The organism is Staphylococcus caprae (assembly GCF_003966625.1).
In the GTDB taxonomy this organism is placed as follows: Bacteria; Bacillota; Bacilli; order Staphylococcales; family Staphylococcaceae; genus Staphylococcus; species Staphylococcus caprae.
The window spans coordinates 1,906,706-1,926,861 of record NZ_AP018587.1; the positions used below are offsets into that span (position 1 = coordinate 1,906,706).

20 protein-coding genes are annotated in these 20,156 nt (G+C 33.7%); 3 read left to right on the forward strand and 17 right to left on the reverse strand.

From position 1 onward, the window contains the following. Positions 1 to 28: 28 nt before the first annotated feature. The 13 genes from JMUB898_RS09160 to JMUB898_RS09220 form a co-directional block, all read right to left on the reverse strand. Positions 29 to 574 carry a DUF4064 domain-containing protein gene (locus JMUB898_RS09160; protein ID WP_037541327.1) on the reverse strand — a complete coding sequence of 182 codons (546 nt, stop codon included), beginning with the start codon at positions 572 to 574 and terminating at the stop codon, positions 29 to 31. A 127-nt stretch (positions 575 to 701) separates the two neighbouring features. Further along, complete coding sequence (gene auxB / locus JMUB898_RS09165; RefSeq protein ID WP_002442163.1) at positions 702 to 1,937, reverse strand: lipoteichoic acid stability factor AuxB; 1,236 nt, start codon at positions 1,935 to 1,937, stop codon at positions 702 to 704. A gap of 75 nt (positions 1,938 to 2,012) precedes the next feature. Beyond that, the gene (locus JMUB898_RS09170; protein WP_126501984.1) at positions 2,013 to 3,086 is read right to left on the reverse strand and encodes an ABC transporter substrate-binding protein; all 1,074 of its coding nucleotides are present in this window, start codon (positions 3,084 to 3,086) and stop codon (positions 2,013 to 2,015) included. After that, a complete protein-coding gene (locus JMUB898_RS09175; protein WP_044466307.1) occupies positions 3,083 to 3,895 on the reverse strand; it encodes an ABC transporter permease in 813 nt (270 codons plus the stop codon). Before JMUB898_RS09175 ends, JMUB898_RS09170 begins: the two co-directional genes overlap by 4 nt. A 5-nt stretch (positions 3,896 to 3,900) precedes the next feature. Next, complete coding sequence (locus JMUB898_RS09180) at positions 3,901 to 4,704, reverse strand: ABC transporter permease (protein ID WP_044466308.1); 804 nt, start codon at positions 4,702 to 4,704, stop codon at positions 3,901 to 3,903. After that, the gene (locus tag JMUB898_RS09185) at positions 4,697 to 5,791 is read right to left on the reverse strand and encodes an ABC transporter ATP-binding protein (protein ID WP_002442155.1); all 1,095 of its coding nucleotides are present in this window, start codon (positions 5,789 to 5,791) and stop codon (positions 4,697 to 4,699) included. Before JMUB898_RS09185 ends, JMUB898_RS09180 begins: the two co-directional genes overlap by 8 nt. A gap of 12 nt (positions 5,792 to 5,803) precedes the next feature. Then, positions 5,804 to 6,343, reverse strand: a complete 540-nt coding sequence (locus tag JMUB898_RS09190) for a helix-turn-helix domain-containing protein (protein WP_002442153.1) — start codon at positions 6,341 to 6,343, stop codon at positions 5,804 to 5,806. Between the two features lie 173 nt (positions 6,344 to 6,516). Then, a complete protein-coding gene (locus JMUB898_RS09195) occupies positions 6,517 to 6,786 on the reverse strand; it encodes a UPF0223 family protein (protein WP_002442151.1) in 270 nt (89 codons plus the stop codon). Between the two features lie 162 nt (positions 6,787 to 6,948). Further along, positions 6,949 to 8,355, reverse strand: coding sequence for a dihydrolipoyl dehydrogenase (lpdA, locus tag JMUB898_RS09200; RefSeq protein ID WP_002442150.1), 1,407 nt, complete (start codon positions 8,353 to 8,355; stop codon positions 6,949 to 6,951). Between the two features lie 4 nt (positions 8,356 to 8,359). Further along, entirely contained in the window at positions 8,360 to 9,691 is a 1,332-nt protein-coding gene (locus JMUB898_RS09205) for a dihydrolipoamide acetyltransferase family protein (RefSeq protein WP_002442149.1), read from the reverse strand. Between the two features lie 153 nt (positions 9,692 to 9,844). Continuing rightward, a complete protein-coding gene (locus tag JMUB898_RS09210; RefSeq protein WP_126501985.1) occupies positions 9,845 to 10,822 on the reverse strand; it encodes an alpha-ketoacid dehydrogenase subunit beta in 978 nt (325 codons plus the stop codon). A 3-nt stretch (positions 10,823 to 10,825) separates the two neighbouring features. Then, positions 10,826 to 11,938, reverse strand: coding sequence for a pyruvate dehydrogenase (acetyl-transferring) E1 component subunit alpha (pdhA, locus tag JMUB898_RS09215; RefSeq protein ID WP_002442145.1), 1,113 nt, complete (start codon positions 11,936 to 11,938; stop codon positions 10,826 to 10,828). Positions 11,939 to 12,109: 171 nt separating this feature from the next. Continuing rightward, positions 12,110 to 12,736 (reverse strand): YkyA family protein, encoded by a 627-nt coding sequence (locus tag JMUB898_RS09220; RefSeq protein WP_002442144.1) that lies wholly within the window; start codon positions 12,734 to 12,736, stop codon positions 12,110 to 12,112. 221 nt (positions 12,737 to 12,957) lie between these two features. On the opposite strand from JMUB898_RS09220, the gene def reads away from it, so the two are divergent. The 3 genes from def (at position 12,958) to rnjA (ending at position 15,965) form a co-directional block, all read left to right on the forward strand. Beyond that, positions 12,958 to 13,509 carry a peptide deformylase gene (def, locus tag JMUB898_RS09225; RefSeq protein WP_002442143.1) on the forward strand — a complete coding sequence of 184 codons (552 nt, stop codon included), beginning with the start codon at positions 12,958 to 12,960 and terminating at the stop codon, positions 13,507 to 13,509. Between the two features lie 504 nt (positions 13,510 to 14,013). Beyond that, on the forward strand, positions 14,014 to 14,232 hold the full coding sequence (locus JMUB898_RS09230; protein WP_002442142.1) for a DNA-dependent RNA polymerase subunit epsilon: 219 nt from the start codon (positions 14,014 to 14,016) through the stop codon (positions 14,230 to 14,232). Next, on the forward strand, positions 14,232 to 15,965 hold the full coding sequence (rnjA, locus tag JMUB898_RS09235; RefSeq protein WP_002442141.1) for a ribonuclease J1: 1,734 nt from the start codon (positions 14,232 to 14,234) through the stop codon (positions 15,963 to 15,965). Before JMUB898_RS09230 ends, rnjA begins: the two co-directional genes overlap by 1 nt. A gap of 141 nt (positions 15,966 to 16,106) precedes the next feature. On the opposite strand, the gene JMUB898_RS09240 is transcribed toward rnjA, so the two are convergent. The 4 genes from JMUB898_RS09240 to JMUB898_RS09255 all read right to left on the reverse strand — a co-directional run bounded on the left by JMUB898_RS09240 (position 16,107) and on the right by JMUB898_RS09255 (position 20,138). Further along, the gene (locus JMUB898_RS09240; protein WP_037541322.1) at positions 16,107 to 16,718 is read right to left on the reverse strand and encodes a thioredoxin domain-containing protein; all 612 of its coding nucleotides are present in this window, start codon (positions 16,716 to 16,718) and stop codon (positions 16,107 to 16,109) included. A 306-nt stretch (positions 16,719 to 17,024) separates the two neighbouring features. Next, positions 17,025 to 17,684 carry a potassium channel family protein gene (locus JMUB898_RS09245; RefSeq protein ID WP_002442139.1) on the reverse strand — a complete coding sequence of 220 codons (660 nt, stop codon included), beginning with the start codon at positions 17,682 to 17,684 and terminating at the stop codon, positions 17,025 to 17,027. Positions 17,685 to 17,769: 85 nt separating this feature from the next. After that, a complete protein-coding gene (locus JMUB898_RS09250; protein WP_002442138.1) occupies positions 17,770 to 18,786 on the reverse strand; it encodes a cytochrome d ubiquinol oxidase subunit II in 1,017 nt (338 codons plus the stop codon). Next, a complete protein-coding gene (locus JMUB898_RS09255) occupies positions 18,783 to 20,138 on the reverse strand; it encodes a cytochrome ubiquinol oxidase subunit I (RefSeq protein WP_037541318.1) in 1,356 nt (451 codons plus the stop codon). The genes JMUB898_RS09250 and JMUB898_RS09255 overlap by 4 nt, the downstream gene beginning before the upstream one ends. Positions 20,139 to 20,156: the final 18 nt, after the last annotated feature.

Below are 20,156 nucleotides of genomic sequence, written 5' to 3' on the forward strand. Positions count from 1 at the left end.
TACGCCATCTTTTTTTATGTCCAATCAACTAATATATATAAGGGTCATCTTTTTTACGATCCTTAAGTTCTTTTTCTGGGTCCCACTCATCTTGGCGAGTATGATTCTGGTTTAAATTATCATTGTTTGCTAGATTACGACGCTCATTTGAATTCTGCGTACCATTCGTATTATTAAAGTAACTTTGATGACGACTATCTTTTTTAGAAAATAGCAATACAGCTACAATAATCCATAAAATCATAGCAATAAGATTCATAGTAACAATTCCTGTAATCGCTGCTGCTATAAATAAACAACCTGCTAAATTTTTACGTCCTTTGATAATTAACGCCCCTACAACACCAAGCAAAGTAGAAAAGGCTAAAAAGCCAATTGAAATAATCATAGATGCAAATAAAATATCAGGAGTAACATTTTGTTCGCTTCCATAGAATTGTTTGAGTATATCGTTATATTGTTGTTGATTCTCACTACTTTTCATAACAATGAGTGACATCCCTGTTAATAGTAAGTACATGATACTTAGCCCATTCGCTATCCATGCTAAAATGATTTCTGTTTTTCTGTTCATAATTCTATGCACCACCTCAAATAATCTTCTTATCTTAATCATACTAAAATTTAAGTTGTATCGCGAATGCATACAAAAAAGGCTGGGGTAATAAATTGATTATGCCCCAGCCTATCAATGATTAGTATTATTTATTTTCACTATTGTCTTCTTGTTCAGTTGTGTTCTCTTTTGTACCTTCATCATCATCATGATTACCGTGGAACATTTGACGTCGCTCTTCATAATTCATTCGACGTTGATTAACAGCACTTGGTTGATTTTTTCTTTTTTCTTTCATGCGTTTATTATAAGCTTTTTTCTTTTCTTTTTTCTTCGCACGAATTTCAGCTTTTTCTCTCTTCCGCTGTGCCTTAAGTTCTTTAGGATCAACTTGAGGTTCTATTGGTTCCTGATAATTATTGTAACCATCGTCATAACCATAACTATAATCATCATTATCCTGATAGTCATTCTCTTGCATTTGATCTTCGCGATTCGCTTTTTTAGATTTCTTGTTATATTTAGCCTGTCTAGACATCACTTCAGGTTCTTCCTCAGTATTCTGACTAGAAGCATATTCACTTTCTACAGCACGTTTAGGAAATTGTGAATATTTATCATCTGTTTCCTCATACTGTTCTCTATTAGCGTAGTCATGATCAAAATGATTATCATATGGCTGTTCATATTGTTGCGCTTCAAATGCTTCTTTTTGTCGACGTTCTTTTCTAAGTTGTCTTCTTGTATTTCTATTTTCCTTTTCGTCTCGTGGTTGTTCATATTCATCGTAATAACCTTGATGATAGTCCTCTTCATAATAATCATCTCGAGGTCTAGAATGAGGTTCGTGATGATCATAATATTCACGTTCATCATAGTATGGTTGACCATAATCATCGTTATAATATGCGGGCACTGTCTCAACTTTATTCCTTCTAGCAAACATCATAATTGCGATGATAAAGAATAAAATTGGAATAATTAAAGTGACCACTAAAAATACTAAAGGAATCGTAACTACTGCTGCCAATAGAAATAAGAAACCTGAAAGAATTCTAATATTCATTGATATTAATGCTAAAAAAGAAATTAATAGACAAACGATAAAGTAAACAATAATCGCCCATACGCCATTTTGTAACCAAATGACAAATTGAGTTGTACTTAAATCATTGTTTCCTAAAATTTGTTGTATCAGTTCATTGTTATTTAATGAACTTTCTAAATTAGCTATTGACGTATCATTACTAAATGATACAAGTGCAATAAACATAGTTATAATCGTCAATATGAGTAAGAATACCCAACTAAACCAACCTAAAACTTTTTCAGTTAGCCGACTGACTGGACGCTTAATTTGTGTGTATTGCTCTCCTGACATCCGCTACAACTCCTTACTTTACTATCAAATCATTATATAGGATAAACGAATAAATAACTACCATTTATCTCTACATTATTTCAGAGACATTTTGAAATTTAAAAAACTTTCATTATAATCTCCAAGCGTTTTTTGTCCTAAATCTTTATATACCTCTAAGCGATTCTGTTCTTTCTTTGTAGGATAAAATCTATCATCATCTCTAACATCTTTAGGCAATTGATTTCTTGCTGCTTTGTTAGGTGTTGCATAGCCTACCCATTCCGTATTCTGTTTATTATTTTTCGCATCTAATAAGAAGTTCATAAATTTATATGCACCTTCTTTATTTTGTGCTGTTTTAGGAATAACCATGTTATCAAACCAAAGATTAGAACCTTCTTTAGGTATCACGTAATCAAATTTGTCATTATCTTGTACTAAAGGTGCGGCTACGCCACTCCAAACAACAGCAATATTACCTTCGTTTTGTTGAAGCATCATCGTAATTTCATCACCTACGACACCTCGCACTTGTGGCGCTAATTTTTTTAAATCTTTTTCCGCTTCTTTAATATGGGAAGGGTTTTTATCATTTAAACTATATCCGAGTTTATTCAGACCCATGCCCATGATTTCCCTAGCACCGTCCACTAATAAAATATCATTTTTATATTTAGATTGATATAAATCACTCCAACTATTAAAGTTTGCGTGAGGATATTTTTCCTTATTATATAGGATACCCACTGTACCAAAGAAATATGATAAAGAATATTTATTATGTGGATCATATGACATATTCGTATAATCTGAATCAAGATTTTTCATATTAGGAATTTTTTTATGATCCAAGGGTACTAACAAATTTGAACGTTTTAATTTTTGGACCGTATACTCACTTGGGAATGCTACGTCATAATGAGTACCACCATTACGAATCTTAGCCTCCATTGCTTCATTGGAATCAAATGTTTCATAAACCACTTGTATACCAGTCTCTTTTTCAAACTTTTTAATTAAACTAGGATCGATATATTCACCCCAATTATAAACATAAATCTTTTCATGTGTTGGGGTGTTCTCCTTTGATTTAAACCAATGACTTACAACTAAACATAATACGCCAATGACTATTGCAGAAATGATGAGTTGTAAAAATCGTTTCATTCATTCACACCTCGCTTCACCATCTTTTGTCGTTTAACGAAGTGTTGAATAGCATAATATCCTATTATGCCTATTAATATAGCTACAAATAAAATTGTAGAAATAGCGTTTATCTCCATACTTATACCTTTTCTAGCCATCGCGTAAACTTCTACAGATAAAACACTAAAGCCATTTCCTGTTACGAAAAAGCTTACTGTAAAGTCATCTAATGAATAAGTCAATGCCATGAAAAATCCACCAATAATGGAAGGCATAATATTAGGGATAATAACACTACTTAACAATTGCGATTCATTAGCACCTAAATCTCTAGCAGCATTCAGCATATTATCGTTCATCTCATATAGTTGCGGTAGCACGATAATCACCACGATCGGGATACAAAATGCTATATGTGAAGCTAAAACTGTAGAAAATCCTAAACCTAAGCCTGTAAAATGTCCAATTGCTGTAAACATAATTAAAAATGAAGCACCAATAACAACATCTGATGACACCATCAGTACATTATTCAAAGTCAGTAAAGTAACTTTAAATTTCTTGTTACGTAAATAGTATAAAGCAATCGCACCAAAGGTACCGATGACTGTTGAGATTGAGGCAGCTAACAATGCAATGGCAATCGTATTAAATATCACAGACATTAATCGATCATCTTGGAAAAGCGTTTGATAATGTTCTAACGTGAAATGCTCAAAATGAATCATATTTCCAGCTGAATTAAAAGAATATACCATTAAAAATAGAATAGGTATATATAAGATTGCGATAAGTATTCCTATGTACAACTTTCCATACCACTTCACGTCATTCACCCCTTCCCATTCGATGATTTAGATTTCGTTACAATTAATATGAACGCCATAAATATAATTAAGAACAACGCAATGGTTGAACCCATGCCATAATTTTGAATCGTTAAGAATTGTTCTTCAATTGAAGTTCCTATATTAATGACTTTATTACCAGCAATCAGTCGAGTAATCATAAACAGCGACAATGCAGGGATAAATGTAACTTGAATACCTGTCATGACACCTTCTTTTGTTAAAGGCATAATGACCTTTCTAAAGGTTGTCATTGGGCTAGCACCTAAATCACTCGACGCTTGCAATAAATGATTAGGGATTGCTTTCATACTATTAAAAATAGGTAGTATCATAAATGGAATATAAATATAACTTGCAACAAGTAGAAACGCACCACTTGTAAACAGCATGTTGAATACTGGCAAGTGAAAGATGTGAAGTGTTTGATTTATAATACCATCATGACTTAATAATCCTATAAATGCATAGGTCTTCAGCAGTAAATTAATCCATGTCGGAATAATCATTATCATCAATAAAATATTTTGATACTTAGAATGCGTGATAAAATATGCCGCTGGATAACTAATGACTAAAGTAATCAATGTAATGAGAATCGCATACCATATTGAATCTATGAACATTTTAAAATATCGCATCGTGAAAATTTGTTCATAGTTGGTAAAGCTAAAATGGCCATGCACATCCATAAATGAAAAATATACAAGTAAAATGACTGGAATGATGATAAATATTACCATCCACAATAAATAAGGAATAATTAATAATTTATTGATATTACGCATTATCTACATCCTCATAACTCTCAATTCGTTTATCAAACTCTTCCTCAGTCTCACCTGGCACCATAATGTGAATCGCTTCAGGTTCAAAGAATAGGCCTACTTCACTGCCAACTTCAGCTTTCTTAGTCGATTGAATCACCCACTCGTAACCTTTTCTATCGATACAACAAATTTCGTAATGGACACCTCTAAATAACATAGAATCCACTCTTGCTTTGAAAAGCCCTTGCTCCTTATCAATGAGTGAAATGTCTTCAGGACGTATAACCACTTCGACTTTTTTATTTTCTGGGATACCCATATCTACACATTCAAAATCTTGACCATAAATATTTACAACGAAGTCTTCAACCATGCGCCCTTCAACAATATTAGATTCACCAATAAAATCAGCAACAAAACGATTGACTGGCTCATCATAAATATCAATAGGTGTCCCGAATTGTTGAATTTTACCGTCTTTCATCACAAATATATAATCACTTAGTGCTAATGCTTCTTCTTGATCGTGTGTAACAAATATAAAGGTAATACCTAAACGAGATTGAAGTTCTCTCAATTCATATTGCATTTCTGTACGTAATTTCAAATCCAATGCAGATAAAGATTCGTCAAGTAACAAAATTTCAGGTTCATTGACAATGGCACGCGCAATCGCTACACGTTGTTTTTGACCACCACTCATACCCTCTATTTGCCTTTGTTCATAACCAGATAACTTAACTAATTTTAGTGCTTCAGTCACCTTTTTATCTATTTCCGATTTGCTTTGTTTTTTTAATTTTAAACCATAAGCAATGTTGTCATAAACGTTAAGATGTGGAAATAGCGCATAATCCTGGAACACTGTATTCACTTTACGTTTGTTCGGCGGTAATTTCCCTATAGGTTTATTCTGATAAATAACTTCACCACTATCAGGATATTCGAATCCAGCAATCAACTTTAATATCGTTGTCTTACCACAGCCTGAAGGCCCTAATAATGTATAAAAATGCCCTGACTCAATATCTATATCTATTTCGTCTAAAATTTGTACACCGTCATAACCTTTACTCACAGATTTAAATGAAAGTAATGGATTCATGAACATTCCTCCCTATAAATATGAAGCTGTGGCAACTATTAAAATCTTCACTTCTTCATTTGTGTCATTAAATAAGCGATGTTTATCTTTAGCTTTAAAATAAAGAACATCCCGAGTGGTAGCTTGATATGTTTGATTACCTAATAATAAAGACACTTCACCTTCTAAACAATAAATAAATGTGTCTGAATCAGATGGTTTGAAATTCTTATAGGATGCACCTGGTCGTAAAGTAAGAATGAGTGGCTCCATTTCAAATTCATTAGAATCCGTAACAAGCCAGTTCAGTATGTATCCGCGATCATATTCATCATATGTGACTTGATCTGCTTTTTTATATAAAACTTTCTCGTTAGTACTTTCTTTAAAAAAGTCACTTGCCGAAGTACCTAATACTTCCAATATACTTAAAAAGGTTTCCATACTTGGAGACGCATGTTGACTTTCAATCTGTGAAATATACCCTTTCGATAAATCGGTACGTTCTGCAAGTTCTTCCTGAGTTAAGTTTTTAATACGTCTTAAGTTGCGCAATTTACTTCCTATATCCATTATTTAACCACCTAAAAAAAGCTATATTAAGTTTACTAATATCAAACATTTTGTTTAATGTTTTATAAAAGTAACAGAATATAGCTTTGTAAGCAATAGTTTTATGAGATAGTTTCAAATAAATGAATATGTTATTATTTTATGTTTTAAATCAATAAGGACGTATTTCAAACTTATTTACCAAATATTTGCTGTTCAGGATGTTTATTAACCTCTTGAACAACTTTATAACTATTGTATCCACTTTTATTTTCAAATTCTTTAAAGATTTGTTTTTCTTCAGCTTTACCTGGCACAATTTCTTTAAATTGTTTATAAGCATGCTTAACCTCTTCACCTTTGACAGAGGATTCATAATAATTTTCAATTTTATTAAAAAAATGAATGACTTTCATCATTTCTTCATTTGTCCAATCTAAATCTAGAGGATATTGATATTCCATTTAATTCTAGCCTCCTAATGTTAATGCTGTATTTTTAGTGTATCGGAGCTTTTTTCATAAAACAACTAGTTTGAATAGGTGCATAAAAAAACTGAGACCCGTGAATAACGAGTCTCAGCTATATATAATGATTAATCCTTAACTATTTTAATTAAGGTTTAATTACATAGTATGGATTGGATATCCAATTGCTTTTTCAGCAGCTTCCATTGACATTTCACCTAAAGTTGGGTGAGCATGAACAGTTAATGCGATATCTTCAGCATTCATACCTGATTCAATTGCTAAACCTAATTCAGAGATAATATCAGAAGCACCAGTACCAACAACTTGCGCACCGATAATTGTATCGTCTTCTTTAAGTGTGATGAGTTTAACGAAACCGTTAGTATCATCTAATGATAACGCACGTCCGTTAGCTGCGTATGGGAATTTAGAAGCTTTGATTGATAAACCTTCTTCTTTAGCTTGTGCTTCAGTGTATCCTACTTGAGCTAATTCTGGCTCAGTGAAGCATACTGCAGGCATACCGATATAATCAACTTCAGCTGCTTGACCATCAATGGCTTCTGCAGCAACTTTAGCTTCATAACTTGCTTTATGTGCAAGTGGTAAACCAGGTACGATATCACCAATTGCAAAGATATTTTCAATAGAAGTACGGCTTTGTTTATCTACTTCTAATAAGCCACGATCAGCGAATTTAAGACCTAATTCTTCTAAACCTAATTCATCAGTGTTTGGACGACGTCCAACTGTTACTAATACGTAATCAGCTTCGATTGTTTGTTCTTCGCCCTTAGCTTCATAAGTAACTTTAACACCGTTTTCAGTTTCTTCAGCAGATTTAGCCATCGCTTCAGTGACAATTTCGATACCTTTTTCTTTCATGCCTTTTTTAACTGGTTGTGTCATTTGTTTTTCAAATCCGCCTAAGATGTCTTTCGCACCTTCAAGGATTGTTACTTCTGAACCGAAGTTTGCAAATGCTGTACCCAATTCAGAACCGATATATCCGCCACCGACAACAACAAGTTTACCAGGAACTTCTTGCAAGTTTAATGCGCCAGTTGAGTCAATAACGCGTTCACCGAATTCAAAGTTAGGAATTTCAATTGGTCTAGAACCAGTTGCAATAATTGCATGTTTGAAATTGTAAGTTTGAGCACTCTTTTCGTCCATTACACGAAGACTATTATTGTCTACAAAGTAAGCTTCACCTTTAACGATTTCAACTTTGTTACCTTTTAATAATCCTTCAACACCGCCAGTTAATTTATTAACTACTGATGATTTGAATTCTTGGACTTTTTCATAGTTTAAAGAAACGCTTTCAGCAATAACCCCTAAGTTTTCTGAATGTTGCGCTTCAACAAAACGATGAGAAGCATGTAGTAATGCTTTAGAAGGAATACAACCAACGTTTAAGCACACGCCACCTAAATTACCTTTCTCAACGATTGTTACTTTTTGTCCTAATTGTGCTGCGCGGATTGCTGCAACATATCCACCAGGACCTGCTCCGATTACAATAGTATCTGTTTCAATTGGGAAATCTCCAACTACCATGTTTTTACCCCTCCATTAATAATAGTTCTGGATTATTTAATAAACGTTTAATGTGATTCATAGCATTTTGTCCAGTCGCACCATCAATTTGTCTATGGTCAAAGCTTAATGATAATGCAAGTACTGGAGCTGCTATAATTTCTCCATCCTTAACAATAGGTTTTTGAGCAATTCGGCCGATTCCTAAGATGGCTACTTCTGGGTGATTGATAACTGGAGTGAACCATTGTCCACCAGCTGAACCGATATTACTAATTGTACAAGTTGCACCTTTCATTTCTTCTGAAGTCAATTTACCATCACGTGCTTTAACAGCAAGTTCATTGATTTCATCTGAAATTTCAAAGATTGATTTACGGTCAGCATGTTTCACTACAGGTACTAGTAAGCCTCTGTCAGTGTCAGCTGCGATACCGATATTCCAATAATGTTTGTGTACAACTTCACCAGCTTCTTCATTAAATGAAGTGTTAAGTGCTGGATATTTTTTAAGTGCTGAAACTAATGCTTTTACAACATATGGTAAGAACGTTAGTTTCGTACCTTGTTCAGCTGCAATTTCTTTAAATTTCTTACGGTGATCCCATAACGCTTGCACATCAATTTCATCCATTAAAGTAACATGAGGTGCTGTATGTTTAGAGTTAACCATTGCTTTAGCGATTGCTTTACGCATAGCAGGAATCTTCTCAGTAGTTTCTGGGAAGTCACCTTCAGGTAATGATTGACTAGTTGAAGCACTCGTTTCTTCGCTACCTGTTGATGCAGCTGATGAAGCAGCACTTTCGTTAGAAGCTGAATCTGCGCTTCCTCCGTTTAAGTATGCATCTACGTCTTCTTTAGTAATACGTCCGTTTTTACCTGAGCCCGTAACAGCTTTGATATTTACACCGTTTTCACGTGCGTATTTACGTACAGAAGGCATAGCTTTAACAGTTTTGTTCTCATCAACTTCTGCTTCTTGACTTGAAGATGTTGAAGTTTCTTGAGATTGTGATGAAGTTGTTTCTTCTTTAGCAGGTGCTTCTTCTTGTTGTTCTTCTTGTTTAGAAGAAGAATCATCACTATGACTACCTTTAAATTGCATTTCTTCAGCATCAGGAGCATCAATTTTTACAATAACGTCACCAACTACTGCAACAGTTCCTTCATCTACTAAAACTTCTTCTACAGTTCCGCTAACTGGTGAAGGTATTTCTACTACGGATTTATCGTTTTGTACTTCTGCTAAGACATCATCTTCTTCGATGGTATCTCCAGCTTTAACAAACCATTTAACAATTTCACCTTCGTGGATACCTTCCCCAATATCGGGTAATCTAAATTCAAATGCCACGTTCTTGTCCTCCTAAGATTTTTACTTGATCAAAATCATTTCAAAAATTTATATACTAAAGTTGCAAGTTAAGGAAGCCCTTACAACTTAGTTTACACTTATTCATTACTCAATGCTATAGATAGCTAAATAATTCGTAGAAACTAAATCGAATTAGAATTCTAATGTCGCTTTAGCTTGCTCAACAATGTCATTTTTATTAGGTAACCATACATTTTCAGCTTGAGTAAATGGATACACTGTATCAGCTGCAGCAACACGAGCAATAGGTGCTTCTAATGAAAGGATTGCACGTTCTGCTAATTCAGCAGCTACTTGAGCACCAACACCAGCTTGACGTTGTGCTTCTTGAACGACAACCGCACGACCTGTTTTCTCTACTGAAGCTACTAAAGTCTCAATATCAATAGGTTGAACTGTGCGTAAGTCAATCACTTCAACAGAATGTCCGTCTTTTTCAAGTTCTTCTGCTGCTTTTAATGATTCTTGTACCATAGCGCCATATGCGATAAGTGAGATATCGTTACCTTCTTTTTTGACATTAGCTTTACCAATATCAATTGTATATTCTTCTTCAGGTACTTCTTCACGGAATGAACGATATAATTTCATGTGTTCTAAGTATACGACAGGGTCATTACTTTGAATCGCTGAAATTAATAAGCCTTTCGCATCATATGGACCTGATGGAATAACAACTTTTAACCCAGGAGATTGAGCTAAAATACCTTCTAAGTTATCTGCGTGTAATTCTGGAGTATGTACTCCCCCACCAAATGGTGCGCGAACAGTTACAGGTGCAGGTTTAGAACCACCTGAACGGAAACGTGTACGAGCGATTTGACCAGCAACTTCGTCAAATACTTCAAATACGAATCCTAAGAATTGGATTTCCATAACTGGTCGATATCCTGTTACAGCTAAACCTAAAGCTAAACCACCAATACCTGATTCAGCTAAAGGCGTATCGAATACTCGATCTTCACCAAATTCTTTTTGTAATCCTTCAGTAACACGGAATACACCGCCGTTAACACCAACGTCTTCACCAAAGACTAATACGTCTTCGTCTCTTTTAAGTTCACTTTTAAGCGCGTCGTTAATCGCTTGAACCATTGTTATTTGTGCCATGGCTTACTTCGACTCCTTCTCTTTGTAAATTTCATATTGTTCTGATAAATTTTGAGGCATATCTTCATACATAATATCCATTAGAGAAGTAACAGTTTGTTTATCTGTATTGTCGGCCTCTTTAATAGCTGCTTTAATTTCAGATTTAGCACGCTCAATGACTTCATTTTCTTTATCTTCGTTCCATAAACCTTTAGCTTCTAAATATTTTCTGAAACGAACTAATGGGTCTTTTTTCTCCCATTCTGCATCTTCATCTGAAGTTCTATAACGAGTAGGATCGTCACCAGCCATTGTATGTGGTCCATAACGATAAGTTAAAGTTTCAATGACAGTAGGTCCTTCACCTGCGACAGCACGTTCACGCGCTTCTAAAGTCGCTTGATATACTGCTAAAGCATCCATACCATCTACTTGAATACCAGGTATACCTACTGAAACTGCTTTTTGAGCTAATGTAGTAGCAGCAGTTTGTTTACTACGAGGTGTAGAAATAGCATAATTATTATTTTGTATTACAAAAATTGCAGGTGCTTTATATGCTGAAGCGAAGTTGATTCCTTCATAGAAGTCACCTTGTGATGAACCACCATCACCTGTGTAAGTAATAGCTACAGCGTTTTTACCGCGTTTCTTAAGACCAAATGCTACACCAGCAGTTTGTACGTATTGAGCACCGATAATAATTTGCGGGCTTAACGCATTAACGCCTTCAGGGAATTGGTTACCTTTGAAGTGTCCTCTTGAGAATAAGAAAGCTTCTGTAAGTGGTAAACCATGCCAGATAATTTGTGGAACATCACGGTAACCAGGTAGGATGAAATCTTCTTTTTCTAACGCATACTGTGAAGCAAGTTGAGATGCTTCTTGACCAGCTGTAGGCGCGTAGAAACCTAAACGTCCTTGTCTATTTAATGAGATTGAACGTTGATCAAGGATACGTGTCCATACCATTCTTTCCATTAATTCTACTAATTGTTCATCTGTTAAATCAGGTACTAAGTCTTCATTTACGACATTACCATCCTCATCCAAAATTTGAACCATTTCAAATTTCGATTGAGTTTCATTTAATACTTTAACTGCATCGAATTGGGCTTGTAACTTAGGAGCCATTCAATTCACCATACCTTTCCCATGTAAATAGAAATTCATTTTATCCTCCCTAATTGTATCACAAATGAATTTACCTGTTAAACGATTTCATAAAGTTCTGTTTCAATACAAAAAGATACAGTTACACGGTCTGTTATAGTACTTTCCGCATAACTGTATCAATATTTTTCATTACTTCAATTGATCAACATCTTGTTTCTCTTGAGTTACCTTTCTCATCGCTTTTGAGTAGGCATTGAACTTTTTATTCATATCTTTATAAGCACGGGATAAATCTTTAGATTTACTATCTACTTCAGATTGTGTTGCACCATCTTGATTTAAGTAAGTAAACAGTTCTTTTTCTTTATTAAGTGCCTTTTTGTAAGCCTTTGCATATGCATCATGTGCTTTGTATTTTTCTTTAATAGCATCATTAAGTTGTGTAACTTCTTTTTTCTTAGTTGAATTATCAATATGATTCATATATTGATTCGCTTTTTTAAATTCTTTTTCTGATTTGCTTAAAGCTTCCTCTTCATTTTTAAATTCATTCTGACGTTTCTTAACATTGTCTACAATATCTTCAGCTGCTTGCTTTCTTGTATTTTGATCTTTGTCATTAACTTTTTTGAATAATTTTTGTTTATCTTCTTCTAATTTATTAATTTTCTTACTAGTAGAATTGACTGTTTTTTCTTGGTCAAAAGCTTTTTGAACCTGATCATCATATTTTTTTATTTCTTTTTTGTCAGTTGTACATCCAGCTAATAACACTGTTGACGTTAGGACAATTGCGACAGTTTTACCAAACTTCATTAACTGTTACCTCCTCATAGTTGTTCGCTTGTAATATTAAATAATAATTGATTATAAATCAATACAGAGGAATAAAGCTATTGATTAGTGTCTGTGATGTCTTGTATGAGTTTGATTTATTTTTCACTAATAAAATTAAATCAATACGTCATATTGAGTATCTAATAATGTACTTATAACTGTAGTATCTGATATATTATTTAATAAGGAAGGTGTATGACATGTTAACAATGAAAGATATTATAAAAGATGGTCATCCAACACTTCGTGAAAAGGCTAAAGAATTAAGTTTCCCAATTTCAGAAGAAGATAAAGAAACATTACGCTCAATGCGAGAGTTTCTAATTAATAGCCAAGATGAGGAAATCGCTAAACGTTATGGTTTACGTTCAGGTGTAGGCTTAGCTGCACCACAAATAAATGTTGCTAAACGTATGATTGCAGTTTATTTACCGGATGATGGTAATGGTAAATCATATGATTATATGCTCGTAAACCCTAAAGTAATGAGCCATAGTGTTCAGGAAGCTTACCTACCTACTGGCGAAGGTTGTCTAAGTGTTGATGAAAACATTCCAGGTTTAGTACACCGTCACAATAGAGTAACAATCAAAGCTCAAGATATTGACGGAAATGAAGTTAAACTAAGACTTAAAGGGTACCCTGCGATTGTATTCCAACATGAAATTGACCATTTAAATGGCGTCATGTTTTATGACCATATTGACGCTAACAATCCACTTAAACCTCACGAAGATGCAGTAGAGGTTTAATCCAATTTTTTAAAATAACGGCACTTCACTATGTAATGATTTAATTACATTTGGCGAAGTGTCTTTTTATGTATTTTTAAAATTCAATACATGAGACAATATACACCATTTATCACGAACGAATATTAACGATGTCTAAATTAGATTGTTTGAAAATTAAAAGATTATCCTTGAAAAGTTTGTCGACTGGATAAGATAAAACTGCTTTATTTATTCAAATACATCATGTAAAATATAACTTAACTGAAATCTTAGTAATTCAATACTAATTTCAAATAATGAACGACACTATTACCCTAGAAAGCATACTGGGCAGTGAAATTAAACGAGCGTTGAAGAAACCAAAGTTTAGATTGAGCTGGTATGTTTCTAAATTAAAAATTAGAACACTAAATTATTGAAGAAACAAATTTTAATATGGATCAAACTCTTTAATAACCCGAGTATTTCACACTAGGGTCGTAAATAAATTGTAGAATTTTAATCTAGGAGGAAATATATAAAATGGCAGTATTTAAAGTATTTTATCAACATAATAAAGACGAAGTTATCGTCCGTGAGAACACACAAACAATTTATGTTGAAGGACAAACAGAAGAACAAGTGAGACGTTATTTAAAAGACCGTAATTTCAATATTGAGTTTATTACAAAATTAGAGGGCGCACATTTAGACTATGAAAAAGAACATTCAACTCATTTTAATGTGGAGAATGCTGAATAATGAAGCAATTACATTCTAATGAAGTAGGTGTATACGCACTTGGTGGTCTAGGTGAAGTCGGAAAGAATACCTATGCAATCGAGTACAAGAATGAAATCGTTATCATCGATGCAGGTATTAAATTCCCTGACGATAACCTTTTAGGTATAGACTATGTTATTCCAGATTACACTTACTTAGAACAGAATCAAGATAAAATTGTTGGCCTGTTTATTACACATGGCCACGAAGACCATATAGGCGGTGTGCCCTTCCTATTAAAGCAAATTAATGTACCTATTTACGGTGGTCCATTAGCGTTAGGTCTCATACGTAACAAGTTAGAAGAACATCATTTACTTAGAACTACCGAACTTCATGAAATAGATGAAAATAGTGTGATTAAATCTAAACACTTTGAAATTTCATTCTATCTCACTACACACAGTATTCCAGAGGCATATGGTGTCATCGTTGATACCCCTGAAGGTAAAATCGTCCACACTGGTGACTTTAAATTCGATTTTACTCCTGTGGGTGAACCTGCGAATATCGCTAAAATGGCAAAAATTGGTGAAGAAGGCGTTCTATGTTTACTTTCTGATTCTACAAATGCACTTGTACCTGACTTTACACTTAGTGAACGTGAAGTTGGACAAAACGTCGATAAGATTTTCAGAAATTGTAAAGGACGTATCATCTTTGCAACATTTGCTTCTAATATTTACCGTGTACAACAAGCTGTAGAAGCTGCGATTAAATATAATCGTAAAATTGTTACCTTTGGTCGTTCAATGGAAAATAATATCAAAATTGGTATGGAACTCGGTTATATTAAAGCACCACCTGAAACATTTATAGAACCAAATAAGATTAATAACATCCCTAAACATGAATTATTAATTCTTTGTACAGGTTCTCAAGGTGAACCGATGGCAGCTTTATCAAGAATTGCCAACGGTACGCATAAACAAATTAAAATTATTCCTGAAGATACAGTCGTATTTAGTTCATCTCCTATTCCAGGTAATACGAAAAGTATTAACCGCACTATCAATGCTTTATATAAAGCAGGTGCTGATGTCATTCATAGTAAAATTTCTAACATTCATACATCAGGTCACGGTTCTCAAGGTGATCAACAGTTGATGTTACGTTTAATTCAACCTAAATACTTCTTACCTATCCATGGTGAGTATCGTATGTTGAAAGCGCATGGTGAAACGGGTGTTGAATGTGGTGTTGATGAAGATAATGTATTTATTTTCGATATCGGAGATGTATTAGCATTAACACATGATTCTGCACGAAAAGCTGGAAGAATCCCTTCAGGAAATGTTCTTGTAGATGGTAGCGGCATTGGCGACATAGGTAATGTTGTTATTCGAGATCGTAAATTACTTTCTGAAGAAGGCTTAGTAATTGTTGTCGTAAGTATTGACTTCAATACCAATAAATTATTGTCTGGTCCAGATATCATTTCACGCGGATTTGTCTACATGCGTGAGTCAGGGCAATTAATTTATGATGCGCAACGAAAAATTAAAACAGATGTTATTTCTAAGCTGAATGGTAATAAAGATATTCAATGGCACCAAATTAAGTCGTCTATTATTGAAACACTTCAACCTTATCTATTTGAAAAGACTGCTCGTAGACCAATGATTTTACCAGTCATTATGAAAGTTAATGAAGATAAAGGTAATCATAAGCAATCAAATAGTAAAAATAATAATAAACAAGAAACTAAGTAATTGTAGAAGTTAATAAATCGGGATATATACCCAAAATAATAAGCTCTAAGTCGCTTTCTTTGATGAAAGTGTCTTAGAGCTTTTTTATATCAATTGTGGTTCCAATCTCGTCTTTTCTTTAATTTACCCTAGTTGGAACGCTTATGTTTGCTTGTTATCTAATAGTTTTTTGTACTCTTTATACTTATAGGGGTTTTTAACTTTTTCTCCATTTATATATACTAAAGGTACTTTTTTAACATCTTTCTTTTTAGCAGCTTTTTTATCATCGTTAGCCATTTTCCATGCTTTACTATCTTTATCTTTGTACATCTTCTTAATTTTATTTTTTTCATACTTATTTAAATCAAGTTTATCTATTTGTTTATCCACTGTACGTTTAGTAATCCACGTTTGATGGCTATTCTTCGGCTGCGCTTTGAAAATAAGTCGATTTAATTTTAAATATTCATCATCAGATATGAGTTTAACTGCATGTGTAGCCCTTCCAGCATTCATTGAATCCTTTCCTAGAAATCCAAGATTGACGAACTTCACTTCAGCCTTACCCTTGTTGATGTAATCTTTTTTGAGCTTAGGAACAATAGACGCTTCAATTTGTTTACAATATGCGCATTTGTAATCACCATAGATTGTCACGCATTTGGTATGATCTTGAGGCTTCTTAGTATTCCCATATTTAAAAGTGGAACAACCACATAAAAGTAAAATAATCGCTAACATTGATGTGCATTTTAAAATAAACTGATACATACCTACTCTCCTTATATACTATTTGTCATAAATAATGCTAACATCAATGTTTATATATTTTTGTTATCTTCCCTAAATGATATATTCTTTTTCTTAAGTGTTTACAAAACATTATATAATATTAAACGTTTATTAATTAGAATACTATTCAATCAAGTTTATTTATAATGAAATATAAAAATGTGGTAAACAAATTACACCAAGTTTCAACACTTTCTCTAAATAAAAAAACGCTCCCCAATATTTCTATTATTGGAGAACGTTGTCTAACTATCTATTTAATTTGTAGACTAACTCAAATTGCGTTTATTTACTAATGTTTTTCTCAAAACGACCTAAGTCGTTATCGTGACCAATCATAATTAATATGTCACCAATCTCAATATTAATATTAGGATCTGGAGAAACAATAAATTCTTTTGCTCGTTTAATAGCTATAATGTTAATCCCATATTGTGCTCGAATATCTAAATCAATGATGCTTTGACCGGCCATTTTTTCAGTAGCTTTAAGTTCTACAATAGAATGCTCATCAGCTAATTCTAAATAGTCAAGCACGCTTGCACTCGCAACATTATGTGCAATACGTCTACCCATGTCTCGTTCTGGATGTACGACTGTATCTGCACCTATTTTATTTAAAATTTTAGCATGATAATCGTTCTGTGCTTTAGCGGTTACCTTTTTTACGCCCAATTCTTTTAAAATAAGCGTAGTTAAAGTACTTGATTGAATATTTTCACCAATAGCTACAATAACGTGATCAAAATTTCGTATTCCTAAACTTTTCATCACTGCTTCATCTGTGGTATCAGCAACGACAGCATGTGTAGCAATATCACTATATTCATTAACACGATTCTCATCGCTATCAATCGCCATGACGTCCATATCTAAAGCATTAAGTTCTCTAACAATACTGCCACCGAAACGGCCTAGTCCTATTACGACATACTCTTTTTCCATATACGTCCTCCACTAAATAAAAGAGGAAAAGAGATGATGTATGATAATAAGACCTCCATACTCTCCCTTATCCTCATAGATTATATTATTTCTTTCCTTCTACATAATCTTTGTCGAAAACAAATAATCTTAATAATAATATTAACGATGGAATTAATAAAAGTAAACCTAAAATAAAGGCAACGACTAAAGCTAATCCCATTTCAGGGTTAACATGAGTACCTGTAATTTTAACAAATGGATGCAATAGATAAGGTAATTTACTCATTCCATATCCAAAGAATGCAAAGAACATTTGTAAGATAACCATAATAAACGCTAAGCCATGGTTTTTCTTGAATATCGTTAAAGCACCTGCAATTAGGAAAAAGACAAAGCTCAATGCAAACATCCACCAATAATTGAATACAGCATTATTAAAATGATCAGCATTTTGAATTCTTAATGATAAGAAGACAAATAATGAAATAATAATCATTGGTGGGCCCCAGAATATGTGCCACTGTCTCGTTAAATCGTAGGCTGGCTTATCTTGTGCTTTACTTGCGTAAAATGTTAAGAAACCTGATGAAATATAAAGTACTGAGATGATTGCTAAGAACACAACCGACCACGCAAATGGGCTAAGTAGTAACTGTACCCAGTTTAAATCTATATGAGACCCATGTTCTCGAATATAACCACCTTCTGAAATTGTTAAAGCGGTAGCTAATGATGCCGGTATGAGTAATCCTGTTAAACCATATAAACAAATCCATGGCAATTTCGTATCTTGTCCATAATTTTCAAAGGCATAAAAACTACTTCGAATTGAAATAAGGATTAAAGCAATTGAACCCGGGACAAGTAATACCGTACCTAAATATTTGGCAGAATCTGGGAAGAATCCAACGAATCCTACAAAGAAGAATACGAAGAAAACATTCGTAACTTCCCATACTGGGTTAAGGTAACGATGAATTAAATGATTAATTTTCTTTTCTTCACCAGTAATTTTAGAATGTAATGCGAAAAATCCTGCACCAAAATCTATTGAAGCGACGATGATGTAACAAAATAAAAATATCCATAATACTGTTATTCCGATATGGGCGTATATCATTTTGTTCCACCTCTCTTTTCAATCACTTTATCTACATCTTGATATGCAGGTTTGTTTCTATACATGCGAATTAACACATACGCTGCTGTAACCATGAGGACGAAATATAATATACCGAACAGGATTGTGACTAATGTAATACCGCCTGCTTGGGTAGCAGCTTGAGACACACGCATGTATCCTCTAATAATCCATGGTTGGCGCCCCATTTCTGTTAAGAACCACCCAAATTCTATAGCAAGTAATGACGCTGGACCAGTCAACAAGATAGCATATAATACAGCTTTGTTTGTTATAAATTTACGTAATTTCTTGAAGAATAGAATTAACATGTAAATTCCTGAAATGACAAAACAGAAGACCCCCATTGAAACCATTAAATCAAAGAAGTAATGGACAATCATAGGTGGCAAATCATGTTTAGGAAAATCATTTAAACCTTTAACTTTTGTTTTAAAACTATCATCCGCTAAGAAACTAAGTAATCCTGGAATTTCAATTGCGCCAGAAACTTCATGCGTCTTTTCGTTTAGTACACCAAAGAATACTAAATTAGCGTGTGATTGCGTATCATAATGCCATTCATAAGCAGCTAATTTTTCAGGTTGAACTTTGTGTAAGAACTTCGCTGAAAGGTCCCCAGCCACCATAGATAATATCGTTGATAAGAAACCTACGATCATCGTCATTTTCAATGCTTTCTTATGATACTGTCTATCTTCTGAGTATCTATTTCGTAATAATTTAAATGCTGCAATAGCTGCCAATATAAATGCCATTGTCATACCAGCTGTAGCAACAACATGAAATGCTCTTACAAGGAAGGATGAGTTAAACATCGCTTCTAATGGTTGAACATTAACCATACGTCCATGTTTCATTTCGAAACCAGCTGGTGTATTCATAAATGAGTTTACAGACGTTATAAAGAACGCTGAAAATGAACCACCGATAATAACTGGTAATGAAATAATAAAATGTGTCCATTTATTTTTAAATCTATCCCAAGTATAAAGATATATACTTAAGAAGATTGCTTCAAAGAAGAATGCAAAAGTTTCCATGAATAATGGTAAAGCGATGACATGTCCGCCCATTTTCATGAATGTCGGCCAAACGAGCGAAAGTTGTAACCCAATAATAGTACCTGTTACGACCCCAACGGCTACAGTGATTGTGTACCCTTTTGACCATCTTTTAGCTAATGCAATATAGTTTGCATCATTTTTTCTAATGCCAATAAATTCTGCAATCGCAAACATTAATGGCATACCCACGCCGATTGTAGCAAATATGATATGCACTGCTAGTGTCATACCAGTGAGAAATCGGCTAATTTCAACTGAATCCATATTTATCACCTTTTTTTC

What these genes read in the sequence shown, in the direction of transcription:
- JMUB898_RS09160 (WP_037541327.1), bottom strand. Translation starts at nt 574, where the DNA reads ATGAACAGAAAAACAGAAATCATTTTAGCATGGATAGCGAATGGGCTA.
- auxB (WP_002442163.1), bottom strand. Translation starts at nt 1,937, where the DNA reads ATGTCAGGAGAGCAATACACACAAATTAAGCGTCCAGTCAGTCGGCTA.
- JMUB898_RS09170 (WP_126501984.1), bottom strand. Translation starts at nt 3,086, where the DNA reads ATGAAACGATTTTTACAACTCATCATTTCTGCAATAGTCATTGGCGTA.
- JMUB898_RS09180 (WP_044466308.1), bottom strand. Translation starts at nt 4,704, where the DNA reads ATGCGTAATATCAATAAATTATTAATTATTCCTTATTTATTGTGGATG.
- JMUB898_RS09185 (WP_002442155.1), bottom strand. Translation starts at nt 5,791, where the DNA reads ATGAATCCATTACTTTCATTTAAATCTGTGAGTAAAGGTTATGACGGT.
- JMUB898_RS09190 (WP_002442153.1), bottom strand. Translation starts at nt 6,343, where the DNA reads ATGGATATAGGAAGTAAATTGCGCAACTTAAGACGTATTAAAAACTTA.
- JMUB898_RS09195 (WP_002442151.1), bottom strand. Translation starts at nt 6,786, where the DNA reads ATGGAATATCAATATCCTCTAGATTTAGATTGGACAAATGAAGAAATG.
- lpdA (WP_002442150.1), bottom strand. Translation starts at nt 8,355, where the DNA reads ATGGTAGTTGGAGATTTCCCAATTGAAACAGATACTATTGTAATCGGA.
- JMUB898_RS09210 (WP_126501985.1), bottom strand. Translation starts at nt 10,822, where the DNA reads ATGGCACAAATAACAATGGTTCAAGCGATTAACGACGCGCTTAAAAGT.
- pdhA (WP_002442145.1), bottom strand. Translation starts at nt 11,938, where the DNA reads ATGGCTCCTAAGTTACAAGCCCAATTCGATGCAGTTAAAGTATTAAAT.
- JMUB898_RS09220 (WP_002442144.1), bottom strand. Translation starts at nt 12,736, where the DNA reads ATGAAGTTTGGTAAAACTGTCGCAATTGTCCTAACGTCAACAGTGTTA.
- def (WP_002442143.1), top strand. Translation starts at nt 12,958, where the DNA reads ATGTTAACAATGAAAGATATTATAAAAGATGGTCATCCAACACTTCGT.
- JMUB898_RS09230 (WP_002442142.1), top strand. Translation starts at nt 14,014, where the DNA reads ATGGCAGTATTTAAAGTATTTTATCAACATAATAAAGACGAAGTTATC.
- rnjA (WP_002442141.1), top strand. Translation starts at nt 14,232, where the DNA reads ATGAAGCAATTACATTCTAATGAAGTAGGTGTATACGCACTTGGTGGT.
- JMUB898_RS09240 (WP_037541322.1), bottom strand. Translation starts at nt 16,718, where the DNA reads ATGTATCAGTTTATTTTAAAATGCACATCAATGTTAGCGATTATTTTA.
- JMUB898_RS09245 (WP_002442139.1), bottom strand. Translation starts at nt 17,684, where the DNA reads ATGGAAAAAGAGTATGTCGTAATAGGACTAGGCCGTTTCGGTGGCAGT.
- JMUB898_RS09250 (WP_002442138.1), bottom strand. Translation starts at nt 18,786, where the DNA reads ATGATATACGCCCATATCGGAATAACAGTATTATGGATATTTTTATTT.
- JMUB898_RS09255 (WP_037541318.1), bottom strand. Translation starts at nt 20,138, where the DNA reads ATGGATTCAGTTGAAATTAGCCGATTTCTCACTGGTATGACACTAGCA.